The organism is Frankia sp. CcI49, assembly GCF_001983215.1.
In the GTDB taxonomy this organism is placed as follows: Bacteria; Actinomycetota; Actinomycetes; order Frankiales; family Frankiaceae; genus Parafrankia; species Parafrankia irregularis.
Map to the genome: position 1 here is coordinate 220,844 of NZ_MOWP01000029.1, position 22,173 is coordinate 243,016.

At 73.8% G+C, this 22,173-nt stretch carries 15 protein-coding genes; 12 read left to right on the plus strand and 3 right to left on the minus strand.

From position 1 onward, the window contains the following. Positions 1–5 precede the first annotated feature (5 nt). Positions 6–1,721: a dynamin family protein gene (locus CcI49_RS26940; protein ID WP_116437511.1), complete on the minus strand. Its 1,716-nt coding sequence runs from the start codon at positions 1,719–1,721 to the stop codon at positions 6–8. After that, the gene (locus tag CcI49_RS26945) at positions 1,718–3,844 is read right to left on the minus strand and encodes a dynamin family protein (RefSeq protein WP_076830516.1); all 2,127 of its coding nucleotides are present in this window, start codon (positions 3,842–3,844) and stop codon (positions 1,718–1,720) included. Before CcI49_RS26945 ends, CcI49_RS26940 begins: the two co-directional genes overlap by 4 nt. Before the next feature lie 86 nt (positions 3,845–3,930). Here CcI49_RS26945 and CcI49_RS26950 point away from each other — a divergent pair, with 86 nt between their 5' ends. Further along, a complete protein-coding gene (locus CcI49_RS26950; protein WP_076830521.1) occupies positions 3,931–4,779 on the plus strand; it encodes a response regulator transcription factor in 849 nt (282 codons plus the stop codon). A gap of 8 nt (positions 4,780–4,787) precedes the next feature. Here the strand turns inward: CcI49_RS26950 and CcI49_RS26955 are convergent, their stop codons facing one another. After that, complete coding sequence (locus CcI49_RS26955; RefSeq protein ID WP_076830524.1) at positions 4,788–6,215, minus strand: NlpC/P60 family protein; 1,428 nt, start codon at positions 6,213–6,215, stop codon at positions 4,788–4,790. Positions 6,216–6,367: 152 nt separating this feature from the next. Between CcI49_RS26955 and CcI49_RS26960 the strand changes: the two genes are divergently transcribed. The 11 genes from CcI49_RS26960 to CcI49_RS27010 all read left to right on the plus strand — a co-directional run bounded on the left by CcI49_RS26960 (position 6,368) and on the right by CcI49_RS27010 (position 22,147). Then, positions 6,368–7,048: a DUF4255 domain-containing protein gene (locus CcI49_RS26960; RefSeq protein ID WP_054564466.1), complete on the plus strand. Its 681-nt coding sequence runs from the start codon at positions 6,368–6,370 to the stop codon at positions 7,046–7,048. Between the two features lie 8 nt (positions 7,049–7,056). Then, positions 7,057–9,579, plus strand: a complete 2,523-nt coding sequence (locus CcI49_RS42695) for an ATP-binding protein (protein WP_076830527.1) — start codon at positions 7,057–7,059, stop codon at positions 9,577–9,579. A 216-nt stretch (positions 9,580–9,795) separates the two neighbouring features. Further along, positions 9,796–10,434: a DUF4157 domain-containing protein gene (locus tag CcI49_RS26970; protein ID WP_054564464.1), complete on the plus strand. Its 639-nt coding sequence runs from the start codon at positions 9,796–9,798 to the stop codon at positions 10,432–10,434. Positions 10,435–10,808: 374 nt separating this feature from the next. Further along, positions 10,809–13,448, plus strand: coding sequence for a hypothetical protein (locus tag CcI49_RS26975; RefSeq protein ID WP_131831194.1), 2,640 nt, complete (start codon positions 10,809–10,811; stop codon positions 13,446–13,448). A gap of 193 nt (positions 13,449–13,641) precedes the next feature. Then, positions 13,642–15,276 carry a phage tail sheath subtilisin-like domain-containing protein gene (locus tag CcI49_RS26980; RefSeq protein ID WP_054564462.1) on the plus strand — a complete coding sequence of 545 codons (1,635 nt, stop codon included), beginning with the start codon at positions 13,642–13,644 and terminating at the stop codon, positions 15,274–15,276. A gap of 65 nt (positions 15,277–15,341) precedes the next feature. Then, positions 15,342–15,782, plus strand: a complete 441-nt coding sequence (locus CcI49_RS26985; RefSeq protein WP_006539663.1) for a phage tail protein — start codon at positions 15,342–15,344, stop codon at positions 15,780–15,782. Continuing rightward, positions 15,779–16,168, plus strand: a complete 390-nt coding sequence (locus CcI49_RS26990; RefSeq protein ID WP_054564461.1) for a hypothetical protein — start codon at positions 15,779–15,781, stop codon at positions 16,166–16,168. The genes CcI49_RS26985 and CcI49_RS26990 overlap by 4 nt, the downstream gene beginning before the upstream one ends. A gap of 2,662 nt (positions 16,169–18,830) precedes the next feature. Next, positions 18,831–19,172: a hypothetical protein gene (locus tag CcI49_RS42225; protein ID WP_083749735.1), complete on the plus strand. Its 342-nt coding sequence runs from the start codon at positions 18,831–18,833 to the stop codon at positions 19,170–19,172. A 38-nt stretch (positions 19,173–19,210) separates the two neighbouring features. After that, a complete protein-coding gene (locus CcI49_RS27000) occupies positions 19,211–19,693 on the plus strand; it encodes a phage tail protein (RefSeq protein WP_083749736.1) in 483 nt (160 codons plus the stop codon). Between the two features lie 7 nt (positions 19,694–19,700). After that, positions 19,701–20,411: a LysM peptidoglycan-binding domain-containing protein gene (locus tag CcI49_RS27005; RefSeq protein ID WP_235497529.1), complete on the plus strand. Its 711-nt coding sequence runs from the start codon at positions 19,701–19,703 to the stop codon at positions 20,409–20,411. Next, positions 20,411–22,147, plus strand: coding sequence for a VgrG-related protein (locus CcI49_RS27010; RefSeq protein ID WP_076830536.1), 1,737 nt, complete (start codon positions 20,411–20,413; stop codon positions 22,145–22,147). Before CcI49_RS27005 ends, CcI49_RS27010 begins: the two co-directional genes overlap by 1 nt. The last annotated feature ends 26 nt before the right edge of the window (positions 22,148–22,173 follow it).

A 22,173-nucleotide genomic window follows, 5' to 3' on the forward strand; every position in this document is an offset into this window, starting at 1 on the left:
GCGGATCAGCCGCCGGTGGTGGCGTGCAGCAGGCCCTCGCAGGTGCGGCGCAGGATGGCCGCGGCGCGGCGGGTCGGCTGGGGGAGCAGGCGGTTCTCCGCCAGCTGGCGGTAGCTGCCCAGGACGGCCAGCACCGCCGGCCGGATCTCGGCGGCGTCGGCGTCGGCGGGCAGGCCGAGTCGGGTCCGCACGTCCACCCCGGCGGCGCCGAGCAATCGTTCCATCTCGTCGCGCCGCCCACCGTCCAGGCCGCGCAGGTCGGCCGTGCCGGTGCGCAGCTCGCCGATCAGGCGCAGCTCGGCGAGCTCGTGCGCGCCGGCCTCGATCTGCTCGCGGCGGGCCCGCAACAGTGCCAGCAGTCGGGGCGGCGGGCCCACCGGCCCGTCCGCGCCGGTGGCCTCGCCCGTGCCGCCTTCGCCGAGAACTCCGTCCAGGACGCGCAGCGCATGCTGGGCTTTGAGGACGTCGGCGCGGTCGGTGAACTGCCCGCGAAGCAGCTCGGTCAGCTCGGGCAGGCCGCTGCGCGCGGTGAGTTCCGCGGCGAGCTCGGCCGGGTCACGGGCGTACCCGAGCCGGGCCAGTGCCACGGCGAGACGTACGCCGGCGAGGCCGAGGCCGTCGATCAGGAGCGCCCGCACCGGCGCGGCGACGGATGTCGACGCGGCCGGGGCGACGAACCGGTCGACGGACAGCAGCAGGTCGTCGGTGTCCGCGGCGGGCTCGGCGGCGAGTGCCAGCAGCTGGCCGAGCTCGTCGCCCGACAGCCGGGTGCCGGCCTGGGCGAGCAGGCCGGCGACCGGTACGACGGTCTGCACCAGGGCGCGGACCCGTTCGTCGCGGCCGATGGCGGCGGCGGCCCGGCGGGCCACGTCCACGGAATCGGTGCGTCCGGGAGCGATCTCGTCGGCCCGGGAGAGCACCCCGATGGCATGCGCCGGGGTGGCCTCGCCGAGCCCGGTCCGCCGGAACGAGGCCAGGAAGTCGACGTCGGCCGCGTGCAGGTGACGCAGCAGGTAGACGATCGCGTCCGCACCGGCCAGTGTGGGGCCGGCGGCTCCGGAGCCGGCCGTGCCGAGACCGGGGGGCACGTCGCCAGCAGGCCTGCCGCCGGGCCGGCGGGCCGCTGGCCGGCGGGCGCCCCTGGTCAGGAAACTCTCGGTGCGCCGGGAGAGCTCCACGGACAACGAGGCGATGCCCGGCGTGTCGATGAGGGTGAGGCCGTGCAGCCGCGGGCCCGGCAGCTCGACCCGCAGAGCCTCCACGCCGGGACCGGCCGCGCCGGCTCCGGGGGCTGCCGTGCCCGCGGAACCGGCCCCACCGGGCAGCCCCGCCAGGTCGACATGTGCGCTGCCCGCCGTGCGGCTTAGCCGGGCCTCGACCACCGACCCGTCCCGCAGGTAGGCCCAGGCCGCCTCGCGCGTACCGGCGGCGTAGGAGGTCACGATCCGGGTGCACTCCGTGGCGTCGGTCGCCGCGATCTGCTCGCCCGCGAGGGCGTTGAGCAGTGTGGACTTGCCGGCCTTGACCCGGCCGGCGAGCGCGACCCGCAGCGGCCCGTCGAAGCGGTCTACCTCCTCGCGCAGGACCGGTTCGGCGGGGCATCCCTGACAGGCGTCGAGCGTGTCGAGGAGCAGAGCGCGAACCAGCGCACGCAGGCTCCCAGGGCGGCCGGCGGGGTCGCCTGGACCGGTGTGACCGGTGTGACCGGTGTGGCCGGTCACCTGGCAGCTCCCCGTCCTGCCCGTCCCGTTCTGCCCGCTCGGGCCGCTCGGGCGGCGCCGGCCGGGTCGCCGGCGCCGGGTGCGCCGGCGGCCTCCGTCACGGCGCGCAGCCGGGCGATGTCCCTGTCCAGCACGGCGAGCCGGGCCTGGCGCGATTCCTCGGTCTCCCGACCGGCCCGCTCGGCGGCCGCCAGATTGCGCCGCGCCTCGGTCGTCAGCTCCGTGGCCAGCCCGGTCAGGGCCTGGTGCAGGCTGACGCGGAGCTGTTCGCAGACGACGGTCGCGTCCTGCGCGATGATCCTTCCAGCCTGTTCGATGTACTGCCGCGCGGCTTCCTTGGCATGTGCCTGGTGGGCGCGGCGTTCGTTCGCGCGGACGGAGGCGATCGTGCGCCGCCCGAGCATCACGAGCGCCCCGATTCCGACCGGGGCGAGCACCGTTGTGAGGGCGGCGAGCCCGGCGATGCTGGCAAGCGCCCCACCAGCCGAGACGATGACCATCCCGACACTCCCGCCGCGTGCGCCCTGTGCCAGCAGATCGAAACCGGTCGACTGGGTGAACTCGAGGCCGCGGACGTCCTCGACCGTGGGCAGTGGCCGGTCGACCGCCGTGGCCAGCAGCTCCCGGACGGGGCCGGCGGCGGCCTCGAACGCCTGCGTGACGGTGTCGACGAGAGTCGTGCCTTCGGAGCGGATCTGCTGGCGGTGGTCCAGCAGGGTCTCGTTGACCGCCTGGAACAGCCAGCTGCGCAGCTCGTCCCACTGCTCGGACGGATCACTCGCGGTGATCTTCTCCTCCGCTCTGGCGTGCAACGTCCGGATGCTGGCCGCCAGGCCGTCCCTGCACCGCAGGGTCATCTCCGGGTACTGCTGCGACAGCTCCTGCCGCCAGACCGCGGCGGGCTCACCCATCCGACTCGCGTCGCGGACGGCGGCGGCCAGGCCGGTCGCCCGGTCGCCCGCGTCATGCCGCGGATCGGCGAGTGCTGTCCGTTCGGTCTCCAGCTCGGTGAGCAGCTGGCGTAGCGCGTCGGCGGCGGTGGCGCGGGCCAGCCGTTCAAGGCGGGCCCGGCGCGGTGCGACGATCTCGTGGCGCAGATGGGTCACCAGCGCCGGGTAGCCGGACTCGGTGTCGAGATCAGGCCGGTGGTCGCGCAGGGCGCGCAGCCGCAGCGGCGCGCCGAGGGGGAAGACGGTGAGGTCCAGACCCGCGCGCCGCAGATGCTCCCGGTTGGCCGCGACCACACGGCGCCAGTGCGGGCAGGCGTCGATCTTGGTGATCGCGAGCAGCACGGTCGCGCCCTGCCGGACGAGCCGGCGGATCAGGTCCAGCTCTGGGGCGGTGAGTTCCTGCCCGGCGTCGGAGACGAACAGGACGGCGTCGGCGCTGACGGCCGCGTCCAGCGTCGCCGCCGCGTGGCCGTCGGCCAGTCCGCCGTTCAGCCCCGGGGTGTCGAGCAGGGTCAGACCCTGCGCCAACAGCTGCCGCGGGACCCCGACCTGCGCCGAACTCACCGGACCGGTGTCGGAGCCGAGGCCGGTACCAAGGCCGGTGCCGGTGCCGGTGCCGGAACTGGAGCCGATCGCGAGGCGCGTCGCCGCCGGCGGGCCCTGGACGAGGTCGTGCAGCGCCTCGATGGACACCGCCTCGAGGGACGGCTCCTCGACAGACCGAGCCTCGGCCGGTGGTGCCGCTGTGGGCGGTGACCCGCCGGTCGGTGCGTCACCCGGGGAGGATCGGGCGGCGCGCCGCACCGTCGCGGCCGGGTGCGGGGCGTAGCCGACCACGGTCGGCACCAGCGTGGTCGAGATCGGGTCGGTGCCGCACACCGCCGCCCCCAGCAGGGCGTTGACCAGGGTGCCCTTGCCTTTCTTGAACTCGCCCGCGACGACCACCAGGGCGTCCGGTGTGACCAGCCGGCCGCGTTCCCGGGCAAGCCGCACCTGCAGGTCCGGCCGGCCTCGCCGCCCGGCCTCGGCGGCCACCGCGTCGAGCAGCCGGATCGCGGCCGAAGGCCCGCCGGCGGCCGGGTGTGCCGGGTGCGCCGGGTGCGCCGGACGTGCCGATGCCGGACGCGCCGATGCCGGACGCGCCGGATTTGAGTCCGCGCCGAGGCCCGTCATGAGCGTTCCTTGAGCGGTTCGTGAGGACGAGCCGACCTTGAGTGCGCTGTGCGATACGTGGTCGTCAACGACAGGGAGGACGGACCATGCCCCACCGCATCCGAGTGCTGCTCCGTGCCAGCGATCCGATCACCCAGGCCGGCCTGGCGGCCCAGCTGGGTGGCTGCCCGGACATCGAGATCGTCGAGAGGCTGCCCGGAGCCGTCGCCGTGAGCGCGGGTGGGGGTGGTTCCGAGGCGGCGGTGGCCGTGGCCGGCGCCGGCGGCCCCGGGACGGGTGCGGCTGGGCGGCCGTCGTACCTGCGTCCCGTCCAGCTCACCGCGGAACCCGACCGGGGCCGCGAGCATGGCGCCACACCGGTGCGGCCGGCCCACGACGGTGCGGCGCCGGGTGGGCCGAACCCGTCCGGTGCCGGCGGTGATCCGAGGGCGGCCGACGTGGTCCTGGTGAGCGCGCAGGGCACCGACGAGCGCACCCTGCGAATGGTGCGTGAGCTGCAGCAGGGTGGGGTGCCCGTCGTGCTCGTCGTCGCGGAGCTGGAGGCTCACGACCTGACCGCCGCCGTTGAGGCGGGCGTCGTCGGGCTTCTGCGCCGCGCCACCGCCACCCCGGAAGCGGTGCTGGCCGCCGTGCGCGGGGCCGCCGCCGGTGAGGGCTACCTGCCACCGGACATGCTCGGCTCGCTGCTGAGACAGGTCCAGCAGGTGTCCACGCAGGTGCTGGCGCCGCGCGGGCTCACCTTCTCCGGGCTCTCCGAACGTGAGCTGACGGTGCTGCGCCTGGTCGCCGAAGGGCACGACACCCAGGAGATCGGGCGGCGCCTCAACTACTCGGAACGGACCGTGAAGAACGTCCTGCAGGACGTCACGCGGCGGTTCGGGCTGCGCAACCGCTCCCACGCGGTCGCCTTCGCCCTCCGCCAGGGCCTGCTCTGACTGGCGAGTCAAAGGACCGTGTGTCCGTCGAGGCCGCCGGTACCCGTGTCCACATGATGGGTGAGGGATGTACCGGAACCGGATCCGGAGGCGGCATCGGTGCCGGCGGGGTCGAGGTGGTCGAAGGCCAGCGGGTCGAGGCCGAGCTGGTGCTCCGCACCGTCGAGCAGGCCGTCACCGTCGGAGTCCATCCGGCTCGGATCCGTCCCCAGCACCCGCTCCAGATCGTCGCTGAGCCCGTCGTGATCGCTGTCGAGCGTCGCCGTCGGCCCGGTCGCCCCGTCGAGGTGACCGGCACCGAGGCTGTCCGGGTTCGTGGGGCTGCTCCCGAGGGCGAGCTCGGCCGAGTCGGGCAGGCCGTCATGGTCGGAGTCGGCGGACGTCGGGTCCGAGCCCACGCGCAGCAGCTCGTAGATGTCCGACAGGTTGTCGTGGTCGCTGTCGACGGCAGCGGAGTCCGTACCGAGCTGGCTCTCCAGCGCGTCGGTGAGGCCGTCGCCGTCGTTGTCCGCCCCGCCGGCCTCGGTGCCGACCCCGCCGGCCAGGGCCAGGGAGCTGCTCGAGTACCCGCCGGGCGGTGCCCCGGCGCCGACCGGGCCGGACAGCCCCGGCAGCACCGCGGCCCGGTTCAGCCAGTCACCGCGGTTGTCGAACACACCGACCCCCAGGCGCGAGTTGCGCGCCTCGATCGTGCGGCCGTCACCCAGGCTGATCGCCACATGGCTGATGTAGCCGTTCGGGTCGGCGCGGAACAGCAGCGCGCCCGGGGTGCGCAGCGCGTCGTCGACGGAGATCTCCTGCCCGTGGGTGCGCAGCTCCTCGTACTGGGCCGCGGCCCCGTCGGGGATCTCGACACCCGCCTGCGCGGCCGCCCACTGGGTCAGCTCCGAACAGTCGAACGCGGTCGGGTCGGAGTCGTCGAGGTGCGCCTCGGCCCCGTAGACGTACTTGTCACCGGCCTGCGCGAGCGCTGCCTGCAGAAAACGGGCCGTCGTCTCGTCGAGGTGGCCGCCGCCGGCGTCCCCCGCGGCGGTGAGCTGATGGCCGTAGCCGGCCGTCCCGGCCCAGTTGCCGTGGGCCTCGCCTTCACCGGCCAGCTGGGCCGCCCGCTCGGCCTGGGCCCGGTAGTCGAGGTAACGGGCGTCATCCAGGCCGTGGGTGGTGGTCCACGGCGAGACGTCCCGGCCGCCGCGGGAGACCTCGTAGGCGAGCTTCGCGTTGACCGCGGGGTCGTAGGCTTTCTGGTCGGCCCACTGGCGGTGGGCGTCCATGTTGATCTGCCACAGGCCGCGGGAGTCCTCCCCGCGGGTCGCGTGGGCGGAGCTGTCACCGCCCGACTCGGCCAGGGCGATGGCGGTCATCGTCACCGCCTGGTCCGGGGTGAAACCCGCCGCGCGGGCGTAGCCGTAGATGTCCGCGGCGTTGTACCTCGCCATGAGCCGACGCTACGTCGATCACGCGGCGGGCGGAACCGTCGCACGCGCAGATGTTTCGCCTCGTCTCGTTGCCCGAACACGCAGCCCGAAGACGCAGCCCGAACGGGCAGCGCGGACGGGCCGGGTGCGTCCTTGCGGCGGTCGGTGCCCGGATGCCACCGTCTGAGGCGATGATCCATGACGTGGACGCGACGCTCGCCGCGCTGCTCGCCGCCGAAGCCGTGGCCGGCGGTGACACGGAGGTCCTCTTCGACGCTCCGACCCGGGAATGGGCGGCCCGGCGCGGTGGGCCGTGCATCGACGCGTTCCTCTACGACATCCGGGAGGATGTGGCGCGCCGCGAGATCGCCTTCGAGCAGGTCCGGGACGGCGCCGGCCGGATCGTCGCGCGCCGGCCGCCGCCGCGCCGGCTGCGGCTGTCCTACCTGCTCACCGCGTGGACGTCCCGCCCGGAGGACGAGCACCGGCTCCTTTCCGTCCTGCTCGCCGCCCTGCTGCGGCACGACGCGGTGCCCGCCGAGTACCTGCGCGGGGCACTGGTCGACCAGCCGATCCCGGTGCTGCTGCAGCTCGCGCTGCCCACCGGCGCGGACCGCGGCATCGCCGACGTGTGGAACGCCCTCGGCGGTGAGCTCAAACCCTCCTTGGACCTCGTCGTGGTCGCGCCGTTCGACCCCGCCCGGGTCGAACCGGTGCGCAGGCTGGTCGCGGCCGACCCCGAGGTGCACCTGCGCGCCTCGGCCACCGACCCGCGCGCGCCGGCCGTGCCGCCACCGCCCGGGAGCAGGCCGGCGGGCGCCGGTCCGCGGACCCGGCGCGTCCAGGAGCTCTGAGCGCCACCGTGCACGGGGACGACTCGCTGGCCGATCTGCTGGGCCGGCTCGCCGTGGTCGAGGCCCGGGTCCGCGGCGCCGTCGCCGCCCGGCGCGCCGTCGACCCGGAGCCCGACGACGCCTTCCGCGGCCTCTACCTCAGCGACGGCCACATCGACGCCCTCCTGCTCCGCACCCCGACCCAGGCCGCGCCAGCTCCGCCGGAAGCGCCCGACCCGGCCGTTCCCGCTCCAGGCGATCAGAACGCGGGTTCGGGTGATCTCGCGGCCGAGGTGGAGCGGGCCGCCGCGGCGGCGCGGGAGCGGGGCAGCCGGCTGCGGCTTCGAGAGCTCGCGGGCAGCTGCGGGCTGAGCGGGCTCGATGTCGACATCCTGCTGGTCGCGCTGGCCCCGGACCTGGACGCCCGGTTCGAGAAGCTCTACGGCTATCTGCACGACGACGTGACCCGCCGCCGGGCCAGTCCCGGCCTCGCCCTGGAACTGTGCGGGCGTTCGCCGCTCGACGGCGCGGCCCGCGCCCGGTGCGCGCCCGGCGCCCCGCTGCTCGCCACTGGGCTGCTCGTCGTGGAGGACGCCGACCGCCCGTTCCTGACCAGGTCGCTGCGCGTGCCGGACCGGGTCACCGCCCACCTGCTCGGCGTGGATGACCCGGGCCCGGCGCTGGCCGAGGTGCTGACCGACGCACCGGACGTCGACGATCCGGTGGTCCGGCGGGTGGCCCGTTTCCTCAGCACGGCACCGAGCCCACCGAGCCCACCGAGCCCGCCGGACCCGCCGGTGCGCCAGGATCGTCCGGCGGCCGACGCCCGGCCGTCCGACACCGGGCTGGACGAAGCGGGGCCGGACGGCGTCAGGCATGTTGACGCCGGGCTTGTTGACCCGAGGCTCGTGTACCTGCGGACCACGCCCGGTGCGGACGGCCTCGCTGCCGCGCTGTCCGCCTGCCGCCGGGCCGGGCGCCGCGCCCTCGGCCTGGATCTCTCCGCGCCGGGCCTGGCCCGTGTCGCGGACCCGGCCGGAGGGGCCACCGGCAGCGGTGACGTCGGGGCGGGCGAGGGCGGGGAGATCGGCACGGGCGGTGGCTCAGGCTCCGGTGCCGTGCCGGCCGCCGACCGGTTCGGCGGTGTGGCGGCGACGCTCGCTGCCGCCGTCCGGGAGGCACGACTGGCCGGGGCCGTACTGGTCGCCGGCCCAACCGGAATGCTCGACCCCGCGGCGCGCGGGCTGGTGGTCCGCGCCGCGGCCGGAGGCGATGGGACGCTGCCGCCGCTGCCGGTGGTGCTGTACGGGCGGGGCGCGTGGGATCCGGAGACCCCCGGACCGGTGCCGTTGATCGATGACGTGCTCGCGCTGGGGGCCGGCGCGCAGGCCGCGGTGTGGGCCGCCGAGCTGGGCGCGCCGATGCCCGCCGAGCTCGCGTCCCTGCGGCTCGCGCCCCGCCAGGTGCGCCGGGCGGTCGCCGCCTCCCGGCTGTCCGCCCGCGTCCTGGAAGGCGGCCCGGAGCACGATTCGCCGGAGCTGCCGGAGCTGCCGGAGCTGCCGGAGCTGCCGGAGCTGCCGGAGCTGCCGGAGCTGCCGGAGCTGCCGGAGCCGCCGGAGCCGCAGCCGTCGCCGGAGCGACAGGGGTCGCAGGCGGCGCGGCCGGCCGCGCCGCCGCGGGTCGAGTGGCTGGTGGCGGCGGCACGGGCGCAGAACGCCACCGGGCTGGAGCGGCTGGCCCGCCGGATCAGCCCGGCGGTCGGCTGGGATGATCTGGTGCTGCCGCCGCGCACCCTCACCACCCTGCGCCATCTGGCCGGACGGGCGGCCCACCGCGGCCGGGTTCTCGACGACTGGGGGCTGCGTCGCGGCGGTGGGCGAGGTGAGGCCGTCACCGCACTTTTCGTCGGAGAGTCGGGCACCGGTAAGACCATGGCCGCGGAGGTCGTCGCGGGCGCCCTCGGTGTCGACATGTACGTCATCGACCTGTCCGGGGTCGTCGACAAGTACATCGGCGAGACAGAGAAGAACCTGGAACGCATCTTCGTCGGCGCGGAGGGGCTGAACGCGGTGCTGTTCTTCGACGAGGCCGACGCGTTGTTCGGGAAACGTTCCGAGGTCTCCGACGCCCGCGACCGTTACGCCAATGTCGAGGTCGCCTACCTGCTGCAGCGAATCGAGTCGTTTGACGGGGTGGCCGTCCTGGCGACGAACCTGGCCGCGAACCTCGACGACGCGTTCCGCCGCCGGCTGTCGGTGGTCGCGGAGTTCACCCGGCCGGACGCCGAGCAGCGCCTCGCCCTGTGGCGGCGGATGCTCGCCGGGGTGCCGCTGGCCACCGACGTCGACCTGGAGTTCTGCGCGAAGGCGTTCGGGCTGGCCGGCGGCGACATCCGGAACGCGGCGGTGACCGCGGCTTACCTGGGCGCGGCGAACGGCCAGGTGGTGGACATGCGCGAGATCGTCACCGCGGTCGCGCTCGAATACCGCAAACTCGGCCGCCTCTGCCTCGCCGACGAGTTCGGCCCTTATTTCCCGCTGATCCCACGCTGAACACCGCGAGTGAACCGGTGGCTGCCCGTTCGGGCATCCTCCGGCGTGCGGACGGGCACCGAGGTTTTCGCGTGCTGGCAGAACGGCCACACTGTTCGGTGGAGATGTCGGCCTACGGAAAGCCGGCCGCCTTCTGGACGTCCATTGTCCGCGCGCGGGACGGCGCTGCCTGCCGTGGGAACCGATCGATGCGTCCGTCTCCGGGAGGAGCCTTCCATGGAACACGAGCAGCTTGACGGCCGCTCGGTGGCGCCGGCCGCGCGTCGGCCCGCCGCGGTCGGCCGGGAGCGGGTTCCGGCAGCCCTCCACGCACAGGTGGGTAACGCGGCGGTCGGGAACATGCTGCGGGCCGGCTCCTCGCTGGTCGAGGGCGGCCGGTCATCCGGGGCCGCGATGGCGGTGCTGCGCAGTGCCCTGCGCTCGCAGGGCGCCGGTCCGCTGGACCCGGAGATCGGAGCGGCGATCGAGGCGCGGCGGGGTGCCGGCTCACCGCTTCCGGAGCCGGTGCGGGCGGAGATGGAAGGCCATCTCGGTGCCGACCTGTCCGCCGTGCGGATCCACACCGACGGCGCGGCGGCGACCCTGAACCGAGCGGTGCAGGCGGAGGCGTTCACCACTGGCTCCGACGTCTTCTTCTCGCCCGGGCGGTACGACCCGACCTCGCCGACCGGGCGCGGTCTGCTGGCCCACGAGCTCACCCACGTCGTGCAGCAGACGAGCGGTGCCGGCGGGCCCGGCGGCACGGTCAGCCATCCGGACGACCCTGCCGAGCGGGAGGCCGCCGCGGTCGGCGCCCAGGTGGCCCGTGAGGCCGCTCCGCTGCCGGAGGAGGAAGAGCCCGCGGAGGGCATGTGACCACGGCATCGACTCTGATGCCGCCCACCGCGGCTGACCGGCGTTCGCCAGCCGGCCGGCACCCGGCGGCTGACCGGCCAGGGCCGGCTGCCAACCGGGTGGCATCACCCCGGTCAGTTCCACCCCCGGGGCATCCGCTGCTCGGCCTGCAGCGCAGCGCCGGGAACCGGGCGGCGGCCACCTTGCTGCGTGAGCAGCGCGAGCAGGCAGACTCGGACGGGCGGCTTCGCACCGGGGTGCCGGGGCTGGCCGTGGCAAAGCCGCCGGTTTCCTGCCAGCCGTCGGCGTACCGTCACTCCTCGGCGTCCCAGCCCGCTACGGCACCTCGGCGGCCTTCACCGTCCCGCCAACCGGCGGTGTCCCGGGATCCGGCGGTGTCCCGCCGGCCGGCGCCCGCGGCGAACGGCGCGGCGGTGACGGTGTCGCGCGGCCTGCTCGACGACGTGACCGCCGGAGTGTCCGACCTGGCGGCGGGGGCGCGGGACAGGGCACTGTCCGGGCTGACGTCCTACGCGCACCGGATGCCTGGCTACAAGCTGCTCGGTGTTGTCCTCGGCCGGGACGTGCTCACCGGGGCGGAGGTGCCGCGCTCCGCGGCAACCGTGGTCGGAGGCTTCCTCGAGCTGGTGCCGCGCGGCCAGGAGATCTTCGAGAACCTGAACCGGTCGGGCGCGCTGGAGCGGGCGTCCGCCTGGTTCGAGGCCGAGGTACCGAAGCTCGGGCTCAGCTGGGAGGCGATCCGCGCCCTGTTCAGCCGGGCCTGGGACGCGCTCGACATCACCGACCTCGCCGACCCGGCCGGTGCCTGGGCGAAGATCGCCGGCGTCTTCGGGCCGCCGCTGCAGGCCCTGCTCGGCTTCGCCCGCTCGGCGGCCGGMAAGGTCATGGAGTTCGTCTTCGAGGGCGCGCTCGCGCTGGCCGGCGGTGCCGGCGAGCAGGTGATGGCCATCATCCGGCGCGCCGGTGACGTACTCGGCACGATCGTGAACGACCCGGTGCGCTTCGCCGGCAACCTCGCCGCCGCCGTACGCACCGGCCTGGGGCAGTTCGTCGGCAACATCGGGACGCATCTGCAGTCCGGGCTGCTCGGCTGGCTGACAGGCGCCCTGCGCGGCGCGGTGCGCATACCCGCCCGCCTCGACCTGAACGGCATCGTCTCGGTGGTGCTGGACCTGCTCGGGCTGAGCTGGTCGGCGCTGCGCACCCGGCTGGTCCGGCTGCTCGGCGAGCGGGTCGTGCGCGCGATGGAGACCGCCGTCGACTGGGTGCAGCGGATCATCACCGGCGGGCTCGGCGCCGTCGTCGACAAGATCATGGAATCGGCGACGGGCCTGCTCGACACCGTGCTCGGCGGCATCCGCGACTGGGTGGCCCGCTCCGTGGTCGGCGCCGCCGTCACCCGGCTGATCTCGATGTTCAACCCGGCCGGCGCCGTCATCCAGGCGATCATCGCCGCCTACAACACCGTCCAGTTCTTCATCGAACGAGCCCAGCAGCTCGCCGCCTTCGCCAGCTCGGTCTTCGACTCCATCGCCAAGATCGCCGCCGGCTCGATCGGGGACGCCGCGAACGCCGTCGAGCAGGCGCTCGCTCGCAGCGTCCCGGTCGTCCTCGGCTTCCTCGCCCGCCTGCTCGGCCTCGGCGACATCGCCGCGCCGGTACGGGACGTCGTCGGCCGCGTCCGCGGTGTCGTCGACGGCGCCCTCGACCGCGTCGCCGACTGGCTGGCCTCCCTGGGCCGGCGCATCCTCGGCCGGCTTCGTCCCGGGCGTGATTCCACGGACGGGCCCGGTGCGGAGGGCGCGGCTGGCCAGACCAGCGCCGCCGTTCCGACCGGCGCCACGGCAGGTGGTCAACCCGTGGCTTCCCCGGATGCCGCTGGGGATGGTCGCGTTGTCGCCTCGATCAGCGTGACGGCGGCCGGTCACACCTACAGCGGACGTGCCGTGACCGCGGGGTCCGGCCTGGATGTCCACATCCAGCGAAGCGAGGTCAGGGCGTTGCCGGCGGCCCGGGCAAGCGCCGAACTGACCGCCAGCGAGGAGGCAAGGGCCGAGCTCCGCGAGCTGATCGCGAAGGTCAACGAGATCAGAGAGCTGCGAGGTCTCTCGGACCCGAGGGTCCAGGAACTGATGCGGCAGGTCGGGCGCCACCTGGAGGCATCCGCCAGGCTGGATGCCGAGGCCCCCGAGAAGGACTCGGAGACCGGGCCCGTTCCCGCCCAGACCCGCGCGGACGCGTTGCTGGTCGCTGCTCCGAAGCCTCGGAAGCTGTCGGAAGCCGCCAGGCGCAAGGACGAGGCCGACCGGGCGTTCCGTGACCGGGTCGGCGCCGCCCAGGCCAGAATCGAGGCGCGCTGGCCGGCCTGGAACGCGGAGGTCGCCCGCGTACTGCGCGATCGTGCGGCGGTGCTGACTGCTGCCGCCGAACGCAAGGCGGCGCTCGACGCCAACGACAACACCCGAGCGCGGGAGCTCAACCAGCAGCTTGCCGCTCTGGTCGCCGGGATCGAGGATGCCGAGCGGAACCTGTTGGGAGACATGGGAGATGATGCGCGCCTCCTGACCCACGAGGCGCCGAGCGCGGCCTACGCCCGCATCCGGGGCGGGAACCTCTCCCCGGACAGAGCTGCGAGGGCGCATGTGCGCGCACTCGCGGCTGCCGACGACCAGCGGGACTGCCTCGGTGCGCCGGTCGATGATCTCGAAGCGGATCACATCGTGCCGCTGATCGAGATCGTCAACATGCCAGGCTTCGTCGAGCTGCTCCCCGCATCGCAGCTTGAGGTCGCCAACATGCTCGACAACTTCGCTCCGTTGAACGCCCGTGCCAACGGCACGAGAAGTGACACCCCCTGGGGCTCATGGAGCGGATGGCGTCTCTTCGGCTCGGATGAAGCCCGGTACCGGCGCATGGTCGGGCGTTCGGTGGATCTGGCGGCGAGAATCAGGAGCGAGATCCGGGAAAGACGTGATCGCGAAGCGCGCGCAGCCCGCGAGGCCCGAACCAGGTAGACGGGTCCGGTTGGAAAGCCGTAAAGGCGCTGCCCGCCCGGCTGGCCTCTGGCGGCGTCCGGTGCCGGCCGCCTTCCCGGCTGCCCTATCGGGCGACGGGCTGTGCCCGGGACGATGCGCCGTCGGACGTTGGTTCCAACCTGCCGGCCGGTGATGATCGGAACATTCCCGGTCAGGTCGAGGAGGGCATGGCATGCCGAACTACCGGTCGCCCGGCGTCTACGTTCAGGAGGTCGAGGCGGGGTCCCGGCCGATCGAGGGCGTCGGCACGGCGGTGGCGGCATTCATCGGCTTCACCGCGCGCGGGCCGCGCAACACCGCGATCCGGCTGGCGAACTGGGGGCAGTACGTCGAGAACTTCGGCGACTTCGTGCCCGGTGCGTACCTGCCGCTGGCGGTCTTCCAGTACTTCAACAACGGCGGTGGGGCCTGCTACGTGGTGAGCGTCGGCTCCGGCGGAGAGGGCGCCGCCGCCGGGCCGGTCGCGGAGCTGACCAGCGCGAGCAGGCCCGGGGTGGGTGTCTACCGGATCGAGGCGGTCGACCCGGACGTGCGTGGCAGCCTGTCCGTGCAGATCACTCCGGCTGGCCGGCCTGCCCAGGAGACGTCCGCCGGGCCTGACGGCGGCGCGTCCGACGGTGGCGGTGGCGCGGAGGCATCCGGTGCGAACGGCCCCACGGGAGCCGGCTCCAGCGGCGGTGCCGGGGACGCCGGCCGGCATCTCACCGTCACGGTCATCCGGGACGGTGAGCACGTCGAGGTCTTCGAGGACGTCACCACCCGGCGCGGGCGGCGCAACCTGGCGACCGTCGTCAACGAGGGGTCGGAGCTCGTCCGGGTGACCGAGCTCGAAGGGGTCACGGCACTCGACCGGGCGCCGACGTCCGGTGTGGTGGCGTTGCAGGCGCCCGCTCCGTCGCCCGTGCCGCGAGCCGGCGCCGACGACTTCATCGGGAAGGTCGCCGAGCGCACCGGCGTCGCCGGCCTCGCCGCCTGCGACGACGTGACCATGGTGCTGGTGCCGGACCTGTGGTTCGCCTTCCAGCAGCAGCAGATCAGCCTGGACGTGGTGCAGGCCGTCCAGCGGGCGGTCATCGACCACTGCGAGAGCGCCGGTGACCGGATGGCCATCCTCGACCCGCCCCCGGGGCTGAACGCCCAGGCCATCCGGGACTGGCGGCGGGAGCAGGCCAACTTCGACTCCAAGTACGCCACCCTGTACTGGCCCTGGGTGTCCGTCTTCGACCCGGTGGAGGGCCGCAGCCGGTTCGTTCCACCGTCCGGTTCGGCGGCCGGCATCTGGAGCCGCAGCGATGACACCCGCGGTGTGCACAAGGCGCCGGCCAACGAGGTGGTGCGCGGCGCGCTCGGCCTGGAGCTGAACATCACCAAGGTGGAGCACGACGAGCTCAACCCGGTGGGCGTCAACGTGATCCGGGCGTTCCCGGGCCGAGGCATCCGGGTGTGGGGGGCGCGCACCCTCTCCTCGGACCCGGCCTGGCGCTACGTCAACGTCCGGCGGCTGTTCAACTACCTGGAGGCGTCGATTCTCGGCGGCACCCAGTGGGCGGTGTTCGAGCCGAACGACCTCGATCTGTGGCAGCGGCTGCGGCGCACGGTGTCGGCCTTCCTGCTCGGCCTCTGGCGGGACGGTGCGCTCTTCGGGGTCACCCCGGACGAGGCCTTCTACGTCAAGTGCGACGAGGAGACGAACCCGCCGGGCGTCGTCGACTCCGGCCAGGTGATCATCGAGATCGGGGTCGCGCCGGTGAAGCCGGCCGAGTTCGTCGTGTTCAAGGTCGCCCAGATCACCCTCGGCGCCGAATAACCGGCCGCCGCCCGGCCACCTGACCACCCGACGAGTTCACCGGAAACCCGGACAGGAGAGACGTCGTGCCCATCGGCGAGGACGCGCTCGGCAACTACGCCTACCAGATCGAGATCGACGGTGTGGCGATCGCCCAGTTCAAGGAGGTCTCCGGGCTCAGCGCGGAGATCCAGGTGATCGAGCACAAGGAGAACAAGAAGGGCGGTATCCCGGTCATCAAGAAACTGCCCGGGGCCCGCAAATGGGGCGACATCCAGCTCAAGCGCGGCAAGACCGATGATCCGGGCTGGTGGAAGTGGATCAAGCAGGTGCAGGAGGGGAAGATCGACGAGGCGCGCAAGAACGGCTCGGTGGTCCTCTACGACTACACCCGCGGTGAGAAGGCCCGTTTCAACTTCATCAACGCCTGGCCGTCCAAGGTGAGCATCGGCAGCCTGCAGGCCGGCGGCAGCGAGATCACCATCGAGGAGGTCACGCTCGTCCACGAAGGCCTGGAGCTGGCGTGACCACAGGCGCCGCCGGGCTGGTCACCGAGTTCGCCTTCGCGCTGCCGCGCGGCTATCTGGACGCCGACGGCCAGCTACACCGCGAAGGCGTCATGCGGCTCGCGACGGCGCGGGACGAGATCCTCCCGCTGCGTGATCCGCGAGTGCGGGACAACGAGGCGTACCTGACTGTGCTCCTGCTGTCTCGGGTGATCACCCGCCTCGGATCGCTCACCACGATCACCCCGGCGGTCGTCGAGGGGCTGTTCGCCCCTGATCTCGCGTTCCTGCAGGACCTCTACCGCCGGATCAACCAGGAGGGGCACACCCACGCCGCGGTGAGCTGCCCCTCCTGCGAGCACGCCTTCACGGTCGACGTGGCAGGTGGTGCACCGGGGGAATCCTGACGTACGCGGCCGAGGACCTGCTCGAGGAGGTCGCGTACCTGGCCGCCGGCTACCACTGGTCGCTCGCGGACATCCTCGACCTCGAGCATCCCGACCGGCGGTATTTCCTCACCGCGCTGACGAAACTGACCGACGAATCCGGAGGGCTGGACTAGGCGATGCTGGGTTCGGGCCTGGGCGCATGGCTGCGCCGTCGATCGGATCGCCCCTCGTCGGGCGGTGCGGTCGGCGGGGATGGAAGCACGGAGGGGGAGACCGCCTCCGGTGGCAGCGGCCCAGGCGAGGCTTCGGGCCGTGCTGCCCTGCCAGCACGGCCGCGTGGCGTTCGCTACCGCCGATCCGGCCCGCGGACCATCCGGTGACCGCCGATGCCACCGGCTTCGCCCGGGGGCTCGGAAGTCGCAGCCCGGCCCCGATCGTCCTGAGTGCCCTGGCCCACGGCGTGGACCCGCTCGCGCCGTCCGGAACATTCCGGCCCAGCCCCATCGGGCCGGCCTCCGCGGCGCGGATCCCCACGCGGCCAGTCGCCACACCGCCGTCAGTCGCCACACCGCCGTCAGTCGCCACACCGCCGTCAGTCGCCACACCGCCGTCAGCCGCCACACCGCCGTCAGTCGCCACACCGCCGCCGGTCACCCCGCCACCGCCGGTCGCCGACCGTCCCGCGGTCGCTCGATCGACGGGCGAGTCGATCGGCAGGACGGCCGTCGGATCGGGCGCCGAGGCGATGCCGCCGGCTGGTCAGGCCTCGTCCGGCTGGCGGCGCCAGCGGCTCGCCCGATCGGTCGGTGACCTTCCGTCGACCGGCGCCCCGCCATCATCGACCGCACCTTCCGCGTCTTCGGCACCCGACGGGGCGCCCGGTGAGGCGGTTGCCGGCGGCCTGACGTCGGATGGTGTGGTTCCGCCTGCCGCGACTCCGTTCGCCGCGGCTCCGCTGCCGGTGTCGGTTCCGGCATCCGTACCCGCTGCTCCCACGCCGCCGCCCCGCCGGCTGGTTGCCAGCACCGGGTCGGTACAGCCCATGCGCCTTGCCGCCGAGCTGCCGCCCCCGGTGGTCCGTGTGCTGCGCCGGCCGCAGCCAGCCACCGCGGCGGACGGGGACATCATCGGTGCCGGTGCGCGCACTCCGCAGCCGCGGGAAGGCACGACCGCCGAGAACGACGGCCTGTCGTCAGACATGCCTCGCAGCGGCGGGGGCGACCTCGGTCTCGGCGATCACGGCAGTGACGCCGGCGGGTGGCCGGCCATGCCCGTGGCACGAGCGGCTACGAACCCGCCGCCACCGTCGTCGGCCAGCACGGAGGCGGCGCCGTCCGGCGTGGGATCGCCGGACGCGCCCGCCGGGCGCCGTGGCCTCGGTGTCCCGATCGGGCCGACACGAGATGATCGTCCACGGCGGGGTCGGGTCATCGAGACGCCGTCAGTCACCCGTTCCCCAGAGGGGACGGGCCCCGGCGGCCGTCCGGCTGCCCGCCGGGCCGGCCTCGGCCTGCCGGTCTCGCGCCGCCCCCTCGTCGATCCCGGAAGCAACGACTCCGGAGGCAACGACTCCGGAAGCGGCGGCTCTGGAGGCGATGGCCCCGGAAACGAGAGTCCGGGAGGCGGTGGCACTGGCGGGTCTGATTCTGGAGGCGGTGGGCGGCAGCCCGGCGCTCCGTCGCCGTCGGAGCTGACCGCAACGCCTGGAGGAACGCCGCCCACGCAGAGCGCGGGCGGCACGTCCGCCGTGTGGCGGGCCGGGCTCCCGGAGCAGCAGCTCCTGTCACCGCCCTCGCGGCCACCCGCCAGATCGGTGCCACCGGTGAGCCGGGCGGCGCGTTCCACGGACGTCGTCCCGTCCGCGGAACCCCTGTCACCGGCCACATCCACACCGGAATCGGTGGGACGACCGCCGGCACCGTCCGTGTCGGCGGATCTGGACGTTCCACCGCTGCCAGGCGTCGCACCGGCGTTGGACGTCCCGGCTGTGCCGCCCCCGGACGCTCCGGTGTTCCGGGACGCCCCGCCGCTGCCTCCGGGTTTCCCAGCCATGCCGGGGGCGCCGGCGGTGTCCGACGGCCGGGCGGTGTCGGATGGGCGGGCACAGTCGGATTGGCGGGCGGCTTCGAGCGGGCCGGCGGACCTGACGGGAATGGCGGGCAGGGCCACCGGCGGGACGCCGCAGCAGCGAGCCACGACCTCGTCGAGGGACCGTCCGGTGGCACGTGTCGTCCAGCCTCCGCTGGCGGGCCCGGTCCCGCTGGTTCCGCGCGTCCAGCGGGTGGCTCGTGCCGCGGCGCGGGCAGACAGCGGTGTCTCCGATCCGCCCCGTTCCGGCGGCCCGGCCGACACGGTGTGGTCCGCGCCGGCCGAGCGCGGTGGTGGCCCTGGCACGTCGCCTTCGTTCGGATGGGGGGGTGCTGCCTCCGCAGGGTCCGCGTCGGACGGTGCCGACGGTGCCGGCCGAACGCCACCCGTGATCGTTCCGGCGTGGGGGCGCCCGCCTGGGCCCGCGCAGGCGCCTGCTCCGTTGTCGGCACCGTCCGTGGCACGCCTTGCGGGGGTGGCATCGGATCCGGCCGGGCCGGCGCATCAGCCCCTTCAACGTCGGCCGCTCCCAGCGTTCCAGCCCTTCCCGGCGCTCCAGCCAGCCCGGTCGCTCCACCCGGAGCAGATCGCCGTGTCGCGGGAGCCCGAGTCGGCCGCCGATGCATCCCTGCCGCCGGCGGCCGCGCCATCCACGCTGGTCACCAGGTTCAGCGCATCCGCGCCGAACGTGGCCAGGGCGACGGCGGACGAGCAGCCGGCAGCCTCGGAACCTGCCGGAGCCGGAACCCGAGCCGGAGTGGGAGCCGGAGCCGCGGGCGCCACAGCCGGGACCGGGAGCGGGAGCGGTGGGCGGATTCCGGATGCCGAGATCGCCGGGCTCGCCGAGCGGATCTACGAGTATCTGGCCCGTCGGCTACGCGCCGAACTGCTCGCCGACCGGGAACGTCGCGGCCTGTTGGCGGACCCGCTGTGAACGCCGCGTCGTCGTCACTGCAGCAGAGGAGGACTCCGATGCCCGTACCGGCCAGACCCGTGCCGGCCAGACCCCGGCCATCCAGGCCTGGGCCGGCCAACGGGCTGCGTTTCGACGTGACCATCGGCGCGTTCGAGCTCGGTGCCTTCACCGCGATCGAGGGCCTGGATGCCAGCTACGAGATCAAGACCTACGACGAGGGCGGCCAGAACGGCTTCCAGCATCAGCTCCTCGGGCGCGTCCATTACCAGAACGTCAAGCTGACCCGGCCGATCGACGCGGACAGCCRCAACCTCAGCGGCTGGTTCAGCACCTTCGCGCGGGAGGGCGACGGGCGGGAGACGACGGCCACGATCACCGCGTTCGATGACAACCTGCGCCGGATCGCCGAGTGGACGATGGTCGGGGTGTGCCCGGTCCGCTATTCGGGGCCGCGTTTCTCCAGCGCCGACGCGAAGGTGGCGACGGAGACCCTGGAGTTCGCCCACCAGGGGTTCCGGGCGCAGTGGCCGGGCCGGTGATCGGGCGGTGAGCCCGGCGCGCGGGAGTTTCGTCAGGGCCCGGCTGTGCGAGCAGGACAACCAGAACACGCGGGTGACCTTCCATTTCAACCCGTCCACGATCAAGATCGGGAAACGGGCGGAGTACCGGGAGCAGCCCACGCAGGCGGCCCGGGAGTCGTCCCGTCCGACCTTCCTCGGCGCCCGGGCCGCCGATCTCCAGTTCAGTCTCCTGCTCGATGCCGGCCGCGGGCAGGACCGATCGGTGCTGGCCGAGATCCAGCAGCTGCTGGAGTGGACGAACCCGACCAGGGATTCGCGTGAGGGGACGTCACCGAGCCCGCCGGTGCTGATGTTCACCTGGGGTGAGTTCAAGCTCGGCGCCAGCGGCCAGTTCATCGGCCTGCTCACCAGCGTCGACGCGACCTGCAACCTGTTCGCGCCGAGCGGGGCGCCCACCAGGGCCGAGGTGTCGCTGGCGATGAGGGCTGTCCCGGAGGAGCCGAAGGGGACCAATCCGACCTCGGGCGGGGTGAGCGCGCGCCGCGCCCACCGGGTGATCGACGGCGAGACCCTCGCCGGCATCGCGTACCGCACCTACGGCGACGCCGGTTGCTGGCGGGCGATCGCGGAGCTCAACGGGCTCGACGATCCGACCCGGCTGACCTCCGGCGCCCGGCTGCTGCTGCCGGACCGCGCCGACCTCACGCCCGGGCCGGGCCGGCGGGGTGGTCGGTGATGGCGGCGGAGACCTACGGGGCGCTGCCCGTTCTCTACCTCGACTCGGCCAGGGTGCCACCCGCGGTCGTCACCGCGATCCGCCGGGTGGTCATCGACAGCGATCTCGCCGCGCCGGACGCCTGCCGGGTGGTCCTCGACGATCCGGGCCGTGAGCTGCTCACCGTCGGCGGGTTCGACTTCCACAAGACGCTGCGGGTCACCGCGCCGCCGGCAGCCGACCCGACGGGCGCCGCGGCCGAGACGACCCTGTTCGAGGGGCGCGTCTACAGCCTCGGGATCTCCTACGACGAGCTCGGCTCACACACCGTGATCGTCGCGTTCGACAGCTCGTACGCGCTGTTCAACGGCGTCCACACCGCGACCTACCACAACGTCACCGACTCCGATCTCGTCTCCATGATCGCCGGGAAGGCGGGGATCGAGACCGGGACGATCGCGGCGACCTCCGTCGTGCACGACCACGTCGGGCAGATCAGCGAGACGTACTGGGATTTCCTCACCCGGCGCGCCCGTGAGATCGGCTACGTGCTGCGGGTCCGCGGGAACCGGCTCGAGTTCGACCGGCCGGCCCCGGCCGACGAGGCGCCGGGCCCCGGTGGTTTCGACAGCCGGGACCATCTGCAGCTGACCCCGGGTGGTGACCTGGAGGTGTTCACCGCCCGGGTGACCGCGGCCCAGCAGGTCACCGAGGTGGAGGTTCGCGGCTGGGACGACCGGGCCAAGCAGGAGGTGGTGGCGACGGCCCGGGCACGGACGAGTTCGGCACAGCTTCCCGACGAGCCGGCGACGCTCGGCGCGGGGAACGCCAACGCCCGCTTCACCGCCGCGGCAAGGCCGCTGGCGACCCAGGCCGAATGCGACGCGATGGTCGCCGCGCTCGCCGAGCGGATCGCCAGTACCTCGGCGGCCGCGGAGGGGGTGGCCCACGGCGACCCGCGCATCCTCGCCGGTGTGGCGCTCAGCGTCGGGCGCACCGGTGGCCGTTTCGACGGGAAGCTCACGGTCTCACACGCCGAGCATGTCTTCGACCATTCCGGCTACCGGACCCGTTTCACCGTCGCGGGTGGGCATGACCGTTCGCTGCTCGGCCTGGTCGCCGCGGCGGGCGGCGCACGAGGAGGCAACCCGACGATCCCCGGGGTGGTGCCGGGCATCGTCTCCAACATCAACGATCCGGAGGCGCGGGGCCGGGTGCGGGTCCGCCTGCCCTGGCTGTCCGCCGAGTACGAGACGTACTGGGCGCGGGTCGCGTTCGCCGGCGCCGGCCCGGACCGCGGCCTGCTCATCCCGCCGGAGGTCGACGACGAGGTGCTGGTCGCCTTCGAGCAGGGCGATCCCCGCCGCCCCTTCGTCCTCGCCGGCCTTTACAACGGGGTGGACGCGCCGCCGTTCGAGGGCGGGGTCGACACCGCCACGGGCCTGGCGGTGCGCCGCGGGCTGCGGACCCGCCAGGGCCACGAAATCATGATCAGCGACGCCGACGGTGACGAGCACGTCGAGATCCGCACCCGGGACGGCCGGGTCCGGATCCGTCTCGACCACGACGCCGGTGGGCTGACCGTCGAGACGGACTCCGACGTGGAGATCCGGGCCGGGGGAAATCTGCGGATGACCGCCAACGGGGATCTGGAGATCTCCGCGCGTGGCTCGGCATCGCTGTCGGCGGACGGCGGCGTCGCGGTGACCAGCAGCGCCGACGTCACGGTGCAGGGCTCCCAGATCAAGTTGAACTGACCTCGCGGGCCACGGGCGGCAGGCGA